This window comes from Pandoraea morbifera, from assembly GCF_902459575.1.
GTDB lineage: Bacteria > Pseudomonadota > Gammaproteobacteria > Burkholderiales > Burkholderiaceae > Pandoraea > Pandoraea morbifera.
The window spans coordinates 120,547-136,498 of sequence record NZ_CABPSD010000012.1 but is presented as its reverse complement, the minus strand read 5'-3'; the positions used below and the strand labels follow the sequence as shown (position 1 = coordinate 136,498).

10 protein-coding genes, 4 tRNA genes and 1 pseudogene are annotated in these 15,952 nt (G+C 60.7%); all 15 read left to right on the top strand.

The features are described from left to right. Positions 1 to 57: 57 nt before the first annotated feature. A complete protein-coding gene (locus tag PMO31116_RS18815; RefSeq protein WP_150568019.1) occupies positions 58 to 669 on the top strand; it encodes an IS1096 element passenger TnpR family protein in 612 nt (203 codons plus the stop codon). A gap of 583 nt (positions 670 to 1,252) precedes the next feature. Continuing rightward, positions 1,253 to 1,338: transfer RNA gene (locus tag PMO31116_RS18810), tRNA-Tyr, on the top strand. Positions 1,339 to 1,412: 74 nt separating this feature from the next. Continuing rightward, a tRNA-Gly gene (locus PMO31116_RS18805) sits at positions 1,413 to 1,486 on the top strand. 28 nt (positions 1,487 to 1,514) lie between these two features. Beyond that, positions 1,515 to 1,589: transfer RNA gene (locus tag PMO31116_RS18800), tRNA-Thr, on the top strand. A gap of 72 nt (positions 1,590 to 1,661) precedes the next feature. After that, positions 1,662 to 2,852 carry an elongation factor Tu gene (gene tuf, locus PMO31116_RS18795; RefSeq protein WP_023593795.1) on the top strand — a complete coding sequence of 397 codons (1,191 nt, stop codon included), beginning with the start codon at positions 1,662 to 1,664 and terminating at the stop codon, positions 2,850 to 2,852. 64 nt (positions 2,853 to 2,916) lie between these two features. Further along, positions 2,917 to 2,992 (top strand) — tRNA-Trp (locus PMO31116_RS18790). Between the two features lie 22 nt (positions 2,993 to 3,014). Further along, positions 3,015 to 3,395: a preprotein translocase subunit SecE gene (gene secE / locus PMO31116_RS18785; protein WP_023593796.1), complete on the top strand. Its 381-nt coding sequence runs from the start codon at positions 3,015 to 3,017 to the stop codon at positions 3,393 to 3,395. 1 nt (position 3,396) lies between these two features. Then, the gene (gene nusG, locus PMO31116_RS18780; RefSeq protein WP_150568018.1) at positions 3,397 to 3,954 is read left to right on the top strand and encodes a transcription termination/antitermination protein NusG; all 558 of its coding nucleotides are present in this window, start codon (positions 3,397 to 3,399) and stop codon (positions 3,952 to 3,954) included. A gap of 145 nt (positions 3,955 to 4,099) precedes the next feature. Next, positions 4,100 to 4,531, top strand: coding sequence for a 50S ribosomal protein L11 (gene rplK, locus PMO31116_RS18775; protein WP_010804164.1), 432 nt, complete (start codon positions 4,100 to 4,102; stop codon positions 4,529 to 4,531). Next, a complete protein-coding gene (gene rplA, locus PMO31116_RS18770) occupies positions 4,531 to 5,226 on the top strand; it encodes a 50S ribosomal protein L1 (RefSeq protein WP_023593798.1) in 696 nt (231 codons plus the stop codon). Before rplK ends, rplA begins: the two co-directional genes overlap by 1 nt. A gap of 321 nt (positions 5,227 to 5,547) precedes the next feature. Next, complete coding sequence (gene rplJ, locus PMO31116_RS18765; RefSeq protein ID WP_010804162.1) at positions 5,548 to 6,045, top strand: 50S ribosomal protein L10; 498 nt, start codon at positions 5,548 to 5,550, stop codon at positions 6,043 to 6,045. A 60-nt stretch (positions 6,046 to 6,105) separates the two neighbouring features. Beyond that, positions 6,106 to 6,483 carry a 50S ribosomal protein L7/L12 gene (gene rplL / locus PMO31116_RS18760; RefSeq protein ID WP_023593799.1) on the top strand — a complete coding sequence of 126 codons (378 nt, stop codon included), beginning with the start codon at positions 6,106 to 6,108 and terminating at the stop codon, positions 6,481 to 6,483. A 497-nt stretch (positions 6,484 to 6,980) separates the two neighbouring features. After that, positions 6,981 to 11,087 carry a DNA-directed RNA polymerase subunit beta gene (gene rpoB / locus PMO31116_RS18755; protein ID WP_150568017.1) on the top strand — a complete coding sequence of 1,369 codons (4,107 nt, stop codon included), beginning with the start codon at positions 6,981 to 6,983 and terminating at the stop codon, positions 11,085 to 11,087. A gap of 27 nt (positions 11,088 to 11,114) precedes the next feature. After that, positions 11,115 to 15,326, top strand: coding sequence for a DNA-directed RNA polymerase subunit beta' (rpoC, locus tag PMO31116_RS18750; protein WP_150568016.1), 4,212 nt, complete (start codon positions 11,115 to 11,117; stop codon positions 15,324 to 15,326). A gap of 328 nt (positions 15,327 to 15,654) precedes the next feature. Then, positions 15,655 to 15,921, top strand: a pseudogene (locus tag PMO31116_RS24470) (ESPR domain-containing protein); the annotation flags it as partial. Positions 15,922 to 15,952: the final 31 nt, after the last annotated feature.

Sequence of the window (15,952 nt, the reverse complement as noted above, 5' to 3'; positions counted from 1 at the left end):
TCCTGCCGCTTTCCAGGAGTTGGTTTAAAGGGACTTTGCTAGAAGCCCATTGGCCCTATTGAAGGGGGCAGGTCAGCCAAGTCGCTCCAGCTCTACACCTTGCATGTGCAATTGCAGCACATCAGACCGGCGATTTGGCGCCGGATCGAGGTCGAAGGAACCGAGTCACTGCGCAAGCTGCACCACATCCTGCAAGCCGCTTTCGGCTGGTCGAACGCCCATCGGCACGACTTCCTGATCGACGACGACACCTATGCTCAGCTCGACATTGAAGCGGGCCTAGAGTTCATGGACCTGGACAGGACGCTCGACGACCGGAAAGCCAAAGTGCATAAGGTGCTGCGACCGGGGTTCCGAATGCTCTACCGATATGACTTCGGCGACGGCTGGGATCACGACATCGTGGTCGAGAAAATTGAGACCATTGACAGAGAACCCTGGGGTGTCGCTCAGGTCATCGACGGCGCACGCGCCTGCCCGCCCGAGGACGTGGGGGGACCGCCCGGATACGAGGTATTCCTCACCGCGCTACTTGACAACCCTGATAGCGAAGAAGCCGACCATTACCGTAGCTGGGTTGGCCCTGGCTTCGACCCCGAACTGTTCGATATACGTGCGGCAAACGCTGCGCTAATGCGTATGGCGTCCAACCGCTGGGGCAACCGATAATGCCGTCAAGACCGCACTGACGAGGCGCTTGCCGTTGTGCGCTCCGATGCTGGCGTATCTGGTGGTGTGATTACGTCCAATGGAAGGCTCGTTAATCATCCCCCGTCGACCCGCGCCTCATTCTACGGAGAGCCGCCCGATTTCCGCGATGCGGGCATCTGTGCTGGAACGTGTGACGTATTCCAAAAATCGCGGTGCATTTGGTTCTACAGGGGGGGCGAACTCGAGAAGTGGCGCACGGGCGGGGGGGGGGGCGTCCGTCACGTATCCACTCGGGGTACCCAAAGCCAAACTGTAAGTCGGACGCGTGGTGTATCCCTCCCCTCGGTCAGTCGGCGTTTCTCAGCGTCCCCCGTTGACATCGCCATGCGCGATTCCCGCAAGCGCACGAAGGGAGTCTTGAGTGGTGCCGCTGCGTATTACGCCGCGGATGTTCCACACGCGGCTTCGCACATTCCATAAAATCAATGACTTATCGAATTTATCAGGAATTCGGGGGCTCACTGGCACAAAATCTGCGTAATCATCGCGTGGAAGGTGTTGACAAGGCGGGGGGACATCTCCATAATTGCAAATTCTCTGCGGAGGGGTGCCCGAGTGGCTAAAGGGGGCAGACTGTAAATCTGTTGGCTTACGCCTACGTTGGTTCGAATCCAACCTCCTCCACCAGAATGCGGAAGTAATAAGCGCCGGAAGCATGAGTCTCCGGCGCTTGTTACCAAGAGGCGAGAGTCAGAATCCAAGCGGGTGTAGCTCAATGGTAGAGCAGAAGCCTTCCAAGCTTATGACGAGGGTTCGATTCCCTTCACCCGCTCCAGGTGACGCGCAGTAGATGTAAAGGATTCGCCCATGTGGCTCAGTGGTAGAGCACTCCCTTGGTAAGGGAGAGGTCGGCAGTTCGATCCTGCCCATGGGCACCACAAGATAGTGTGAAGCGCGGCAATCAACATGCCGAGCAACCTCGGCAATAGATAACCCGTTAGGAGTCGGAAATGGCAAAGGAAAAATTCGAGCGGACTAAGCCGCACGTGAACGTCGGCACCATCGGTCACGTTGACCATGGCAAGACCACCCTGACGGCCGCTATCGCAACGGTTCTGTCGTCGAAGTTCGGCGGCGAAGCCAAGAAGTACGACGAAATCGACGCGGCGCCGGAAGAAAAGGCACGCGGTATTACCATCAACACCGCGCACATCGAGTACGAAACGGCTAACCGCCACTACGCACACGTTGACTGCCCGGGCCACGCCGACTACGTCAAGAACATGATTACCGGTGCTGCCCAGATGGACGGCGCCATCCTGGTTTGCTCGGCTGCCGATGGCCCGATGCCGCAAACGCGCGAGCACATCCTGCTGGCCCGTCAGGTCGGCGTGCCGTACATCATCGTGTTCCTGAACAAGTGCGACATGGTCGACGACGCCGAGCTGCTCGAGCTGGTCGAAATGGAAGTTCGCGAACTCCTGTCGAAGTACGACTTCCCGGGCGACGATCTGCCGATCATCAAGGGTTCGGCCAAGCTCGCGCTGGAAGGCGACAAGGGCGAACTCGGCGAAGTGGCCATCTTGAACCTGGCCGAAGCCCTCGATACGTACATCCCGACGCCGGAGCGCGCCATCGACAAGGCATTCCTGATGCCGGTGGAAGACGTGTTCTCGATCTCGGGCCGCGGTACGGTTGTGACCGGTCGCGTTGAGTCGGGCGTCATCAAGGTCGGCGAAGAAATCGAAATCGTCGGTATCACCCCGACGGTGAAGACCACCTGCACGGGCGTGGAAATGTTCCGCAAGCTGCTCGACCAGGGTCAGGCTGGCGACAACGTCGGTATCCTGCTGCGCGGCACGAAGCGTGAAGAAGTTCAGCGCGGTCAAGTGCTGGCCAAGCCGGGTTCGATCACGCCGCACACGGAATTCACGGGCGAAGTGTACGTTCTGTCGAAGGATGAAGGTGGTCGTCATACCCCGTTCTTCAACAACTACCGTCCGCAGTTCTACTTCCGTACCACGGACGTAACGGGCTCGATCACCCTGCCGGAAGGCAAGGAAATGGTCATGCCGGGCGATAACGTTTCGATCTCGGTCAAGCTGATCGCTCCGATCGCCATGACGGAAGGTCTGCGTTTCGCAATCCGCGAAGGTGGCCGTACCGTCGGCGCCGGCGTGGTTGCAAAGATCGTAGCTTAAGCCGGCACCTTAACGGTCCGCGCTTACGGGGTCAGCTTTTGGCGGCTGGCCCCTCTGCTGTTTTAGGGGTATAGCTCAACTGGCAGAGCGTCGGTCTCCAAAACCGAAGGTTGGGGGTTCGATTCCCTCTGCCCCTGCCAAACAACTGTCTGCAAGCTGGAAATGGCGAATTCTCCCGTAGAAACTGTACGTACGACTGGCGATAAGCTGCTGCTGGCTCTGGCCGGAGTGCTTGTCATTGCTGGCGTCGTGGCGTTCTACGCGCTGGAGCAACAGGCGCTTTACGTGCGCGTTGCGGCCATCGTCGTCGTTCTGGCCATCGCGGCAGGTGTTGCATTGGCATCGCAAACTGGCAAAGGCTTCCTGGCTTTTGCCAAGGATGCGTATCGGGAAGTGGGTAAGGTCGTTTGGCCGACCCGTAAAGAGGCCGCCCAAACGACCGCGATCGTCTTCGCGTTCGTCATCGTGATGGCGCTGTATCTTTGGATCAGCGACAAGACGATCGAGTGGGCGGTATTCTCTTTGATTCTTGGCTGGAAGTGATATGTCTGATACCGGGGCTGCACCGAGTAAGAAGCGCTGGTACGTCGTTCATGCGTATTCCGGCATGGAAAAGAGCGTAGCCAAGGCGTTGAAAGAGCGCGTTGTGCGCGAGGGTATGGAAGACTACTTCGGCGAGATTCTCGTCCCGACCGAAGAAGTCGTTGAAATCAAGGGTGGCCACAAGTCGGTCACCGAACGTCGTTTCTTCCCCGGCTATGTGCTGTGCGAGATGGAAATGACGGACGATACCTGGCACTTGGTGAAGAACACGCCGAAAGTCACGGGTTTCGTCGGCGGCACGGGTAATCGTCCGATTCCGATCCGCAAGGAAGAAGTCGACGCGATCATGTCGCAAATGCGGGACGGAGTGGAAAAGCCACGTCCCAAGACGTTGTTCGAAGTGGGTGAGCTGGTTCGAGTCAAGGATGGTCCGTTCACGGACTTCAACGGCTCGGTCGAAGAAGTGAACTACGAAAAATCCCGCCTCCGTGTGTCCGTCACTATTTTCGGACGAGCGACTCCGGTAGAGCTGGAGTTCGGACAAGTCGAAAAGATCTAAGAATAAAATGCGCCGGCGCGACGTCCGGCGCGTTTTTGCGTTTGGTGACAACCGTCGCCGAGGAGCGCCAGTAACCGAATTTCCGGTGAAAACGCGCTATGACTCAACCCCGAATATGCGCCACATATTCGTTCCGGAGTAAACCATGGCAAAGAAAATCATCGGCTTTATCAAGCTGCAGATTCCTGCAGGTAAAGCCAACCCGTCGCCCCCCGTGGGCCCGGCCCTGGGTCAGCGCGGCCTGAACATCATGGAGTTCTGCAAGGCGTTCAACGCCCAGACGCAGAGCCTCGAGCCGGGTCTGCCGATTCCGGTGGTGATCACCGCTTTCGCAGACAAGAGCTTCACGTTCGTCCTGAAGACCCCGCCGGCAACGGTGCTGATCAAGAAGGCTGCCAACCTGCAAAAGGGTTCGAGCAAGCCGCACACCGACAAGGTGGGCAAGATCACCCGCGCACAAGCGGAAGAAATCGCGAAGACCAAGATGCCTGACCTTACCGCCTCCGATCTGGACGCCGCGGTTCGCACCATCGCTGGCAGCGCACGTTCGATGGGCATCACGGTGGAGGGTCTGTAATGGCTAAGATCTCGAAGCGTCAACAAGCACTGGCCGCAAAGGTCGATCGCAACAAGCTTTACCCGGTCGGCGACGCTCTGGCCCTGGTCAAGGAATGCGCAAGCGCCAAGTTCGACGAGTCGATCGACGTCGCCGTGCAACTGGGCGTGGATGCGAAGAAGTCGGATCAAGTGGTTCGTGGTTCGGTGGTTCTGCCGGCCGGTACCGGCAAGTCGGTTCGCGTGGCGGTTTTCGCCCAGGGCGAGAAAGCCGAGCAAGCCAAGGCTGCCGGCGCTGAAATCGTCGGTATGGAAGACCTCGCCGAGCAGATCAAGGCCGGCAACATGGACTTCGACATCGTGATCGCTTCGCCGGACACGATGCGTATCGTCGGTACGCTGGGTCAGATCCTCGGCCCGCGCGGCCTGATGCCGAACCCGAAGGTTGGCACGGTGACCCCGGACGTGGCCACGGCAGTGAAGAACGCCAAGGCCGGTCAGGTCCAGTTCCGCGTCGACAAGGCCGGTATCATCCACGCGACCATCGGCCGCGCTTCGTTCGAACCGACCGCTCTCCAACAGAACCTGTCGGCTCTGCTGGAAGCCCTGACGAAGGCCAAGCCGGCTTCGAGCAAGGGTGTCTACCTGCGCAAGATCGCCCTGTCGAGCACGATGGGCGTTGGCGTGCGCGTGGACCAGGCCAGCCTCTCGGCCTAAGCAACAGCATCGCAATCGCAGGGTGATGGCGTCCCCTGCGATGGCTGAGATTCATGGGATCGATAGCCGGTAGCAAAAGACTTTGGGCGGAAGCGAGTTCTTCGGAAAGCGCTTCCGGTTATCAAAGACCGTTGGCGGGAACGGGCAAGTCCTGACGCTCCCTTAATACGCCAGCCAACGCAGATGGCGAACCCGAACAAGTTATGCAGTCACACCACCGTGTCCGGAAACCCGGTCGCGGAGGTAGAAACTCCAGACATGTCGGTAAGCCGTTAGTGGAACGGCGTCACCATGAGGTGATGTCAATTTTGGAGGTTAACCGTGGCACTTAATCTTGATGATAAGAAAGCCGTCGTGGCTGAAGTATCGGCGCAAGTCGCCGGCGCTTCGACCATCGTTGTGGCTGAATATCGCGGAATCACGGTTGGCGATCTGACGAAGCTTCGCGCCAATGCGCGTCAGCAAGGCGTCTACCTGCGCGTTCTGAAGAACACGCTGGCTCGCCGCGCGGTGGAAAACACCCCGTTTGCTGACCTGGCTGAGCAGATGACCGGTCCTCTGATCTACGGTATCTCGACGGATCCCGTAGCCGCTGCGAAAGTCCTGAACGACTTTTCGAAGGGCAACGACAAGTTGATCTTGAAGGCCGGCTCGTACGACGGCAAGGTGATGGACAAGGCAGGCGTGCAAGCGCTGGCCTCGATCCCGAGCCGCGACGAACTGCTCGCGAAGTTGCTGGGTGTCATGCAAGCGCCGGTTTCCGGCTTTGCTCGCGTCCTGGCTGCCGTGGCAGAGAAGAAGCAAGCGGAAGCTGCTTAAGTCTCTCCCCGGTTACACGATCGCTGACTTCGGTCCGAACACAATCTAGGAGTTTTACAAATGGCAATCACGAAAGACGAAATCATCGAAGCCGTAGGCGCGATGTCGGTTATGGAACTGAACGACCTGGTCAAGGCGTTCGAAGAGAAGTTCGGCGTGTCGGCAGCTGCCCTGGCAGTGGCTGGCCCGGCTGGCGCTGGCGGCGGTGCTGCTGCTGCTGAAGAGCAAACCGAATTCAACGTCATCCTGGCGGAAGTCGGTGCGAACAAGGTCGGCGTCATCAAGGCCGTCCGCGAGATCACCGGCCTGGGCCTGAAGGAAGCCAAGGACCTGGTCGATGGCGCTCCGAAGGCTGTCAAGGAAGGCGTCGACAAGGCTGCCGCCGACGAAGCCAAGAAGAAGCTGGAAGAAGCCGGCGCCAAGGTCGAAGTCAAGTAATTCGACTCTGCGCGTAGGGAAGGCTGGCGACGAAATGTCGTCAGCCTTTTTGTGCTTTCTGGAGATGCAAAACCCGCAAGGCGGGTGCGGATTTCGAAAGCCGGTGCCATTCGGCGCCAAGTCATTGAAAGCAAAGTCATTTCGCCGCAGCTAGCGCGACCCGCGCCGTTTCAAACGGCCGTTCCGTGAGCGCCGGATGCAAGCGCCGGGCCGGTTCGAGGCAGCGCCAAAATGACTGAGAGGCCAAAGAAAAGATCGTGCGGGCGCGCTGCCGGCGACGATTTTCTCTTTGTCTTCTGAAGCGACTGCAGAAGGCAAGTTTGGTCGGGCGACGGGCAACACAGGCATCCGTCGCCGTCAGCCAGCGGTTGGTAGCGGCCAACCACCAAGCTCGTTGCTCCGCGGCAAGCCCGCCGTGGGGGACGTCTGGTCTCAGTCGATGAACACCCGTTGTCGATGCCTGCCGTCGTCGCCAGCGTAGTGATTCGGAGATCGTAATGCACTATTCCTTCACCGAGAAGAAACGCATTCGCAAGAGTTTTGCGAAGCGTCCGACCGTGCACAAGGTGCCGTTTTTGCTGGCAACCCAGCTCGCCTCGTACACATCGTTCTTGCAAGCCGACACGCTTGCATCGGAGCGGAAGCCGGAGGGTCTGCAAGCAGCCTTCTCCTCCATTTTCCCGATCGTTTCTCACAACGGGTTCGCACGCCTGGAGTTTGTCAGCTATGTGCTGGGCACTCCCGCGTTCGATGTCAAGGAATGTCAACAGCGCGGCCTGACCTTTTGCTCGGCCCTGCGCGCCAAGGTTCGTCTGGTGATTCTCGACAAGGAATCGCCGAACAAGCCGGTCGTCAAGGAAGTCAAGGAACAGGAAGTGTACATGGGCGAAATTCCGCTCATGACGTCGACGGGTTCCTTCGTCATCAATGGCACGGAACGTGTCATCGTCTCGCAGCTGCACCGTTCGCCGGGCGTGTTCTTCGAACACGACAAGGGCAAGACGCACAGCTCGGGCAAGTTGCTGTTCTCCGCGCGTATCATTCCCTACCGCGGTTCGTGGCTGGACTTCGAATTCGATCCGAAGGACATCCTGTATTTCCGCGTCGACCGTCGCCGCAAGATGCCGGTCACGATCCTGCTCAAGGCCATCGGCCTCACGCCGGAACAGATCCTCGCGAACTTCTTCGTGTTCGACAACTTCAAGCTGATGCCGGAAGGCGCGCAGATGGAGTTCGTGCCGGAGCGTCTGCGTGGTGAAGTGGCTCGCTTCGACATCACGGATCGCGACGGCAAGGTCATCGTCCAGAAGGACAAGCGCGTCAACGCCAAGCACATCCGCGATCTGGAGAACGCCAACACCAAGTTCATCTCGGTGCCGGAAGACTACCTGCTCGGCCGCGTGCTCGCGAAGAACGTGATCGATGGCGACACGGGCGAAGTGATCGCCAACGCGAACGACGAAATCACCGAAAGCGTGCTGCTCAAGCTGCGCGAGTCGGGCGTGTCGGACATCCAGACGCTGTACACGAACGATCTGGACCAGGGTTCGTACATCTCGGCCACGCTGCGCATCGACGAGACCGCCGACCAGACGGCCGCGCGTATTGCGATCTATCGCATGATGCGCCCGGGCGAGCCGCCGACCGAAGATGCGGTCGAGGCCCTGTTCAACCGTCTGTTCTACAGCGAGGAAGCGTACGACCTGTCGAAGGTGGGTCGTATGAAGTTCAACCGCCGTGTCGGCCGTGACGAAGTGCTCGGACCGATGACGCTGGAAGACGACGACATTCTCGCGACCATCAAGATCCTCGTGGATCTGCGTAACGGCCGTGGCGAAGTGGATGATATCGACCACCTCGGCAACCGTCGCGTGCGTTGCGTGGGCGAACTGGCCGAGAACCAGTTCCGCGCCGGTCTCGTGCGTGTCGAGCGCGCTGTGAAGGAACGTCTGGGTCAGGCCGAATCGGAAAACCTGATGCCGCACGACCTGATCAACAGCAAGCCGATCTCGTCGGCCATTCGCGAGTTCTTCGGTTCGTCGCAGCTGTCGCAGTTCATGGACCAGACCAACCCGCTGTCGGAAATCACGCACAAGCGTCGCGTTTCCGCACTGGGCCCGGGCGGTCTGACGCGTGAGCGTGCAGGCTTCGAAGTGCGCGACGTGCACCCGACCCACTATGGCCGCGTGTGCCCGATCGAAACGCCGGAAGGTCCGAACATCGGTCTGATCAACTCGCTGGCGCTGTACGCCCGCCTGAACGAATACGGCTTCCTCGAGACGCCGTATCGCAAGGTGGTGGACGGCAAGGTCACCGACCAGATCGACTACCTGTCGGCCATCGAGGAAGGTCGCTACGTGATCGCCCAGGCGAACGCGTCGATCGGCGCGAACGGCGAACTCACCGACGAACTGGTGTCGTCGCGTGAAGCGGGTGAAACGCTGATGGTCACGCCGGACCGCATCCAGTACATGGACGTGGCACCGTCGCAGATCGTGTCGGTGGCTGCCTCGCTGATTCCGTTCCTCGAGCACGATGACGCGAACCGCGCGTTGATGGGTTCGAACATGCAGCGCCAGGCCGTGCCTTGCCTGCGCCCGGAAAAGGCGGTCGTGGGTACGGGTATCGAGCGTACCGTGGCAGTCGACTCGGGTACGACGGTTCAGGCATTCCGCGGCGGTGTGGTCGACTACGTCGACGCCGGCCGTGTGGTGATCCGCGTGAACGACGACGAAGCCGTGGCCGGTGAAGTCGGCGTGGACATCTACAACCTGATCAAGTACACGCGTTCGAACCAGAACACCAACATCAACCAGCGCCCGATCGTGCGCGTGGGTGACAAGGTGGCGCGCGGCGACGTGATCGCCGACGGTGCATCGACCGATCTGGGCGAACTGGCGCTGGGTCAGAACATGCTGATCGCGTTCATGCCGTGGAACGGCTACAACTTCGAGGATTCGATCCTGATCTCGGAGCGTGTCGTTGCGGAAGATCGCTACACGTCGATCCACATCGAAGAACTGAACGTGGTCTCGCGCGATACGAAGCTCGGACCGGAAGAAATCACGCGCGACATCTCGAACCTGGCGGAAGTGCAACTGAGCCGCCTGGACGAGTCGGGCATCGTGTACATCGGTGCGGAAGTCGAAGCCGGCGACGTGCTGGTGGGCAAGGTCACGCCGAAGGGCGAAACCCAGCTTACGCCGGAAGAGAAGCTGCTGCGCGCGATCTTCGGCGAGAAGGCCTCGGACGTGAAGGACACCTCGCTGCGCGTGCCGTCGGGCATGAGCGGCACGGTCATCGACGTGCAGGTGTTCACGCGCGAAGGCATCCAGCGCGACAAGCGCGCCCAGCAGATCATCGACGATGAACTGAAGGGCTACCGCCTCGACCTGAACGACCAGCTGCGTATCGTGGAAGGCGACGCATTCCAGCGTCTGGAGCGTTTCCTGGTCGGCAAGACGGCCAACGGCGGTCCGAAGAAGCTGGCCAAGGGCACCAAGATCACCAAGGAATACCTGGCCGATCTGGATCGCTACCACTGGTTCGACATCCGTCTGGCCGACGACGAAGGCGCCCAGCAGCTCGAGCAGATCAAGGAATCGATCGAGCAAAAGCGTCACTCGTTCGACCTGGCCTTCGAAGAGAAGCGCAAGAAGCTCACGCAGGGCGACGAACTGCCGCCGGGCGTGCTGAAGATGGTCAAGGTCTACCTGGCGGTCAAGCGTCGTCTGCAGCCTGGCGACAAGATGGCCGGCCGTCACGGTAACAAGGGCGTGGTCTCGAAGATCGTGCCGATCGAGGATATGCCGTACATGGCCGACGGCCGTCCGGCGGACATCGTGCTCAACCCGCTCGGCGTGCCGTCGCGGATGAACGTGGGTCAGATTCTCGAATCGCACCTGGGTTGGGCCGCGAAGGGTCTGGGCTGGCGTATCGGCGAAATGCTGCAGGCGCACACCAAGGTCCAGGAAGTTCGCAAGTTCCTGACGCAGATCTACAACGAGAGCGGTCAGCAAGAAGATATCGACAGCCTGTCGGACGAAGAAGTGATGACGCTGGCGCACAACCTGCAGAACGGCGTGCCGTTCGCAACGCCGGTGTTCGATGGTGCGCATGAAGAGGAAATCCGTCGCATGCTGGATCTGGCGTTCCCGGATCACATCGCGAAGGAACTCGGCATGACGCCGTCGAAGAACCAGGTCACGCTGTTCGACGGTCGCACTGGCGAAGCTTTCGAGCGTCCGGTGACCTGCGGCTTCATGCACATGCTCAAGCTGCACCACTTGGTCGACGACAAGATGCACGCCCGTTCGACCGGTCCGTACTCGCTGGTGACGCAGCAGCCGCTGGGCGGCAAGGCCCAGTTCGGTGGTCAGCGCTTCGGTGAAATGGAAGTGTGGGCACTGGAAGCTTACGGCGCGTCGTACGTGCTGCAGGAAATGCTGACGGTGAAGTCGGATGACGTGACGGGTCGTACGAAGGTGTACGAGAACCTGGTCAAGGGCGATCACATGATCGATGCCGGCATGCCTGAGTCGTTCAACGTGCTGGTCAAGGAAATCCGTTCGCTCGGTATCGATATCGACCTGGAGCGCGGTTAATCGCGTTCAGGCAAATAGGAGAAAGCAATGAAAGCTTTGCTCGATCTATTCAAGCAAGTCCAACAGGACGAACAGTTCGAAGCGATCAAGATCGGTCTGGCGTCGCCGGACAAGATCCGCTCGTGGTCGTTCGGCGAAGTGAAGAAGCCGGAAACGATCAACTACCGGACGTTCAAGCCCGAGCGCGACGGCCTGTTCTGCGCAAAGATCTTCGGTCCGATCAAGGACTACGAATGCCTTTGCGGCAAGTACAAGCGCCTGAAGCACCGTGGCGTGATCTGTGAGAAGTGCGGCGTGGAAGTCACGCTGGCGAAGGTGCGCCGCGAGCGCATGGGCCACATCGAACTGGCCTCGCCGGTCGCGCACATCTGGTTCCTGAAGTCGTTGCCGTCGCGTCTGGGCATGGTGCTCGACATGACGCTGCGCGACATCGAGCGCGTGTTGTACTTCGAAGCGTACGTGGTCATCGACCCGGGCATGACGCCGCTCAAGAAGAACCAGATCATGACCGAGGAGGATTACTACAACAAGGTCGAGGAATACGGCGACGAGTTCCGTGCCGAGATGGGCGCGGAAGGCGTGCGTGAACTGCTGCGCGAGATCAAGATCGACGAGCAGGTGGAACACCTGCGCGCCGAGCTGCAGGCCACGGGTTCGGAAGCCAAGATCAAGAAGTACGCCAAGCGCCTGAAGGTGCTCGAGGCCTTCCAGCGTTCGGGCATCAAGCCCGAGTGGATGGTGCTCGAAGTGCTGCCGGTGCTGCCGCCCGAGCTGCGCCCGCTGGTGCCGCTCGACGGTGGCCGCTTCGCGACCTCCGACCTGAACGATCTGTATCGCCGCGTCATCAACCGTAACAACCGTCTGAAGCGTCTGCTCGAGCTCAAGGCCCCGGACATCATCGTGCGCAACGAAAAGCGCATGCTGCAGGAATCGGTGGACTCGCTGCTCGACAACGGCCGTCGCGGCAAGGCGATGACCGGTGCGAACAAGCGCCCGCTCAAGTCGCTCGCCGACATGATCAAGGGCAAGAGCGGTCGTTTCCGTCAGAACCTGCTGGGTAAGCGCGTGGACTACTCGGGCCGTTCGGTGATTACCGTGGGCCCGACGCTCAAGCTGCATCAGTGCGGCCTGCCCAAGCTGATGGCGCTCGAACTCTTCAAGCCGTTCATCTTCCACAAGCTGGAAGTGATGGGCGTGGCCACGACCATCAAGGCCGCGAAGAAGGAAGTCGAGAACCAGACGCCGGTGGTGTGGGACATCCTCGAAGAGGTGATCCGCGAGCATCCGATCATGCTGAACCGCGCACCGACGCTGCACCGCCTGGGTATTCAGGCGTTCGAGCCGGTGCTGATCGAAGGCAAGGCCATCCAGCTGCACCCGCTGGTCTGCGCGGCGTTCAACGCCGACTTCGACGGTGACCAGATGGCCGTTCACGTGCCGCTGTCGCTCGAAGCGCAGATGGAAGCCCGTACCCTGATGCTGGCCTCGAACAACGTGTTGTTCCCGGCTAACGGCGATCCGTCGATCGTGCCGTCGCAGGATATCGTCCTGGGCTTGTATTACGCGACCCGCGAGAAGATCAACGGCCGCGGCGAAGGCCTGTCGTTCGTCGACGTCTCGGAAGTGCTGCGTGCGTACGACAACAAGGAAGTCGAACTGGCTTCGCGCGTGAACGTGCGTATCACGGAGTACACGGTCGACGCGGAAACCGGCGAGAAGACGCCGAAGGTCACGCTGTATGCGACGACCGTCGGCCGCGCGATCCTGTCGGAAATCCTGCCGCCGGGCCTGCCGTTCTCGGTGCTGAACAAGTCGCTCAAGAAGAAGGAAATCTCGAAGCTGATCAACACGGCGTTCCGTCGTTGCGGTCTGCGCGAGACGGTGATCTTCGTCGACAAGCTGATGCAGTCGGGCTTCCGTCTGGCAACGCGCGCCGGTATCTCGATCTGCGTCGACGACATGCTCGTGCCGACGAAGAAGGAAGAGCTGATCAGCGAAGCGTCGAAGAAGGTCAAGGAATACGATCGTCAGTACATGTCGGGTCTGGTCACGGCGCAAGAGCGTTACAACAACGTCGTGGACATCTGGGGCGCGACCGGTGACGCGGTGGGCAAGGCGATGATGGAGCAGCTCTCGAAGGAGCCGACCGTCGATCGCGATGGCAACACCGTCGATCAGGAATCGTTCAACTCGATTTACATGATGGCCGACTCCGGCGCTCGCGGTTCGAGCGCCCAGATTCGCCAGCTCGCGGGGATGCGTGGCCTGATGGCCAAGCCGGACGGCTCGATCATCGAGACGCCGATTACCGCGAACTTCCGCGAAGGCCTGAACGTGTTGCAGTACTTCATCTCGACCCACGGCGCACGTAAGGGTCTGGCCGATACGGCACTGAAGACGGCGAACTCGGGCTACCTGACGCGTCGTCTGGTCGACGTGACGCAGGATCTGGTCGTGGTCGAGGACGATTGCGGCACGAGCAACGGCGTGGCGATGAAGGCGCTGGTCGAGGGCGGTGAAGTGGTCGAGGCCCTGCGCGACCGTATCCTGGGTCGTGTGGCCGCAGCCGACGTCGTGAATCCGGAAACGCAGGAAACGGTGTACGAAGCGGGCACGCTGCTCGACGAAGACGTCGTCGACATGATCGAAACGCTGGGTGTGGACGAAGTGCGCGTGCGCACGCCGCTCACCTGCGATACGCGCTTCGGTCTGTGCGCCGCCTGCTATGGCCGCGATCTGGGCCGTGGTACGCGCGTGAACGTCGGTGAAGCCGTCGGCGTGATCGCGGCACAGTCGATCGGTGAGCCGGGCACGCAGCTGACGATGCGTACGTTCCACATCGGTGGTGCGGCGTCGCGTGCGGCGGTGGCCTCGTCGATCGAAGCCAAGTCCAACGGTACGGTGCGTTTCACGTCGACCATGCGTTACGTGACGAACGGCCGTGGCGAGCAGATCGCGATTTCGCGTTCGGGCGAAATCCTGATCACGGACGATCATGGCCGTGAGCGCGAGCGTCACAAGGTGCCGTATGGCGCCACGCTGCTGCAACTGGACGGTGCTCAGGTCAAGGCCGGTGCCCAACTGGGTACGTGGGATCCGCTGACGCGCCCGATCATTACCGAACACGGCGGTTACGCCAAGTTCGAGAACGTCGAGGAAGGTGTCACGGTCGCCAAGCAGATCGACGATGTGACGGGTCTGTCCACGCTGGTCGTGATCGATCCGAAGCGTCGTGGTCCGGCGTCGAAGAACGTGCGTCCGCAGGTCAAGCTGCTCGACGAGAACGGTGTGGAAGTGAAGATCCCGGGTACCGATCACGCTGTGACGATCGGCTTCCAGGTGGGCGCACTGATCACCATCAAGGACGGCCAGCATGTGCCGGTGGGTGAAGTGCTCGCACGTATCCCGACGGAAGCGCAGAAGACCCGCGATATTACCGGGGGTCTGCCGCGTGTGGCCGAACTGTTCGAGGCGCGCGCACCGAAGGATGCCGGCATTCTGGCCGAAGTCACGGGTACCACGTCATTCGGCAAGGACACGAAGGGCAAGCAGCGTCTGGTCATTACCGACCTCGACGGCAACCAGCACGAATTCCTGATTCCGAAGGAAAAGCAGGTGCTGGTGCACGACGGCCAGGTGGTGAACAAGGGCGAAATGATCGTGGACGGTCCGGCCGATCCGCACGACATCCTGCGTCTGCAGGGTATCGAGGCGCTGTCGCGTTACATCGTTGACGAAGTGCAGGACGTGTATCGCTTGCAGGGTGTGAAGATCAACGACAAGCACATCGAGGTGATCGTTCGCCAGATGCTGCGTCGTGTGCAGATCACCGACAACGGCGATACGCGCTTCATCATCGGCGAACAGGTCGAGCGCTCGGACATGCTGTACGAGAACGACGCCATGATCGCCGAAGGCAAGCGTCCGGCGCAGTACGAGAACGTGCTGCTGGGTATTACGAAGGCGTCGCTGTCGACGGACTCGTTCATCTCGGCGGCGTCGTTCCAGGAAACGACGCGCGTGCTGACCGAAGCCGCCATCATGGGCAAGAAGGACGACCTGCGTGGCTTGAAGGAAAACGTCATCGTCGGCCGTCTGATTCCGGCAGGTACGGGTCTGGCGTATCACAAGGCCCGCAAGGCCCGCGAGACGTCGGATCGCGAGCGTCACGACCAGATTGCTCTGGAAGAGGCGTTTGCGCCGATGCCGAATTCGGTGGAAGCCCCGACGGCCGAGTAATCGGTTGGGCGGCGCCCGCGCGAGCGGGCGCTGCCGCCGGTTCGCCGGATCGTCAGCAAATTGACCCCCAGGGGTTGGACAGCCGTCCGACCCCTGGGGGTTTTTTATTGCGCGCACGCCACCGCGCAACCGAGCGAATTCACATCGCGTTCCGAATCCGCCGATTCCCAAGGCGTCGCCGGGAGGCTTCCCGGGCGGTCGTGTGGCCGGCCCGCGAGCGAGCCGCTGCGCCATTTCCTCCTTATCGTTGCGGCGCAGGCCTGTCGGTCCGACGTTCCGGCCGGCGCGTGCCTCGGCGCGTCCCGGCGACATTCGTCAACTTTTCATCATGACTCGTGATCGGTGCCGGGGGATTCTCCCCCCCGAAGTCGCCGAGGAAACAAGGACGCGTTCGCCAGCGAGCTCGATGCAGGCCCGATCGACAGCGTCGACAAGCGAACTGCGATGTGGATGTCCGAGCTTGATGGAGAGAATGATGAACAAGACTTATCGTCTCGTTTTCAGTCGCAGGACAGGCACTTGGGTTGCTGTCGCGGAGATTTGCACGGGGCAGGGCAAGGCAGGCAGGTCGAGGTGCGGTGCGGCGTTGAAGCGGGCGAGTGTGCTGCTGTGCGGGGGGGCGGCGC

Bases quoted from the DNA above. Each gene is read 5' to 3' on its own strand.
- nusG (WP_150568018.1), top strand. From the start codon at position 3,397: ATGTCTGATACCGGGGCTGCACCGAGTAAGAAGCGCTGGTACGTCGTT.
- rplL (WP_023593799.1), top strand. From the start codon at position 6,106: ATGGCAATCACGAAAGACGAAATCATCGAAGCCGTAGGCGCGATGTCG.
- rplA (WP_023593798.1), top strand. From the start codon at position 4,531: ATGGCTAAGATCTCGAAGCGTCAACAAGCACTGGCCGCAAAGGTCGAT.
- rpoB (WP_150568017.1), top strand. From the start codon at position 6,981: ATGCACTATTCCTTCACCGAGAAGAAACGCATTCGCAAGAGTTTTGCG.
- rplK (WP_010804164.1), top strand. From the start codon at position 4,100: ATGGCAAAGAAAATCATCGGCTTTATCAAGCTGCAGATTCCTGCAGGT.
- tuf (WP_023593795.1), top strand. From the start codon at position 1,662: ATGGCAAAGGAAAAATTCGAGCGGACTAAGCCGCACGTGAACGTCGGC.
- rpoC (WP_150568016.1), top strand. From the start codon at position 11,115: ATGAAAGCTTTGCTCGATCTATTCAAGCAAGTCCAACAGGACGAACAG.
- secE (WP_023593796.1), top strand. From the start codon at position 3,015: ATGGCGAATTCTCCCGTAGAAACTGTACGTACGACTGGCGATAAGCTG.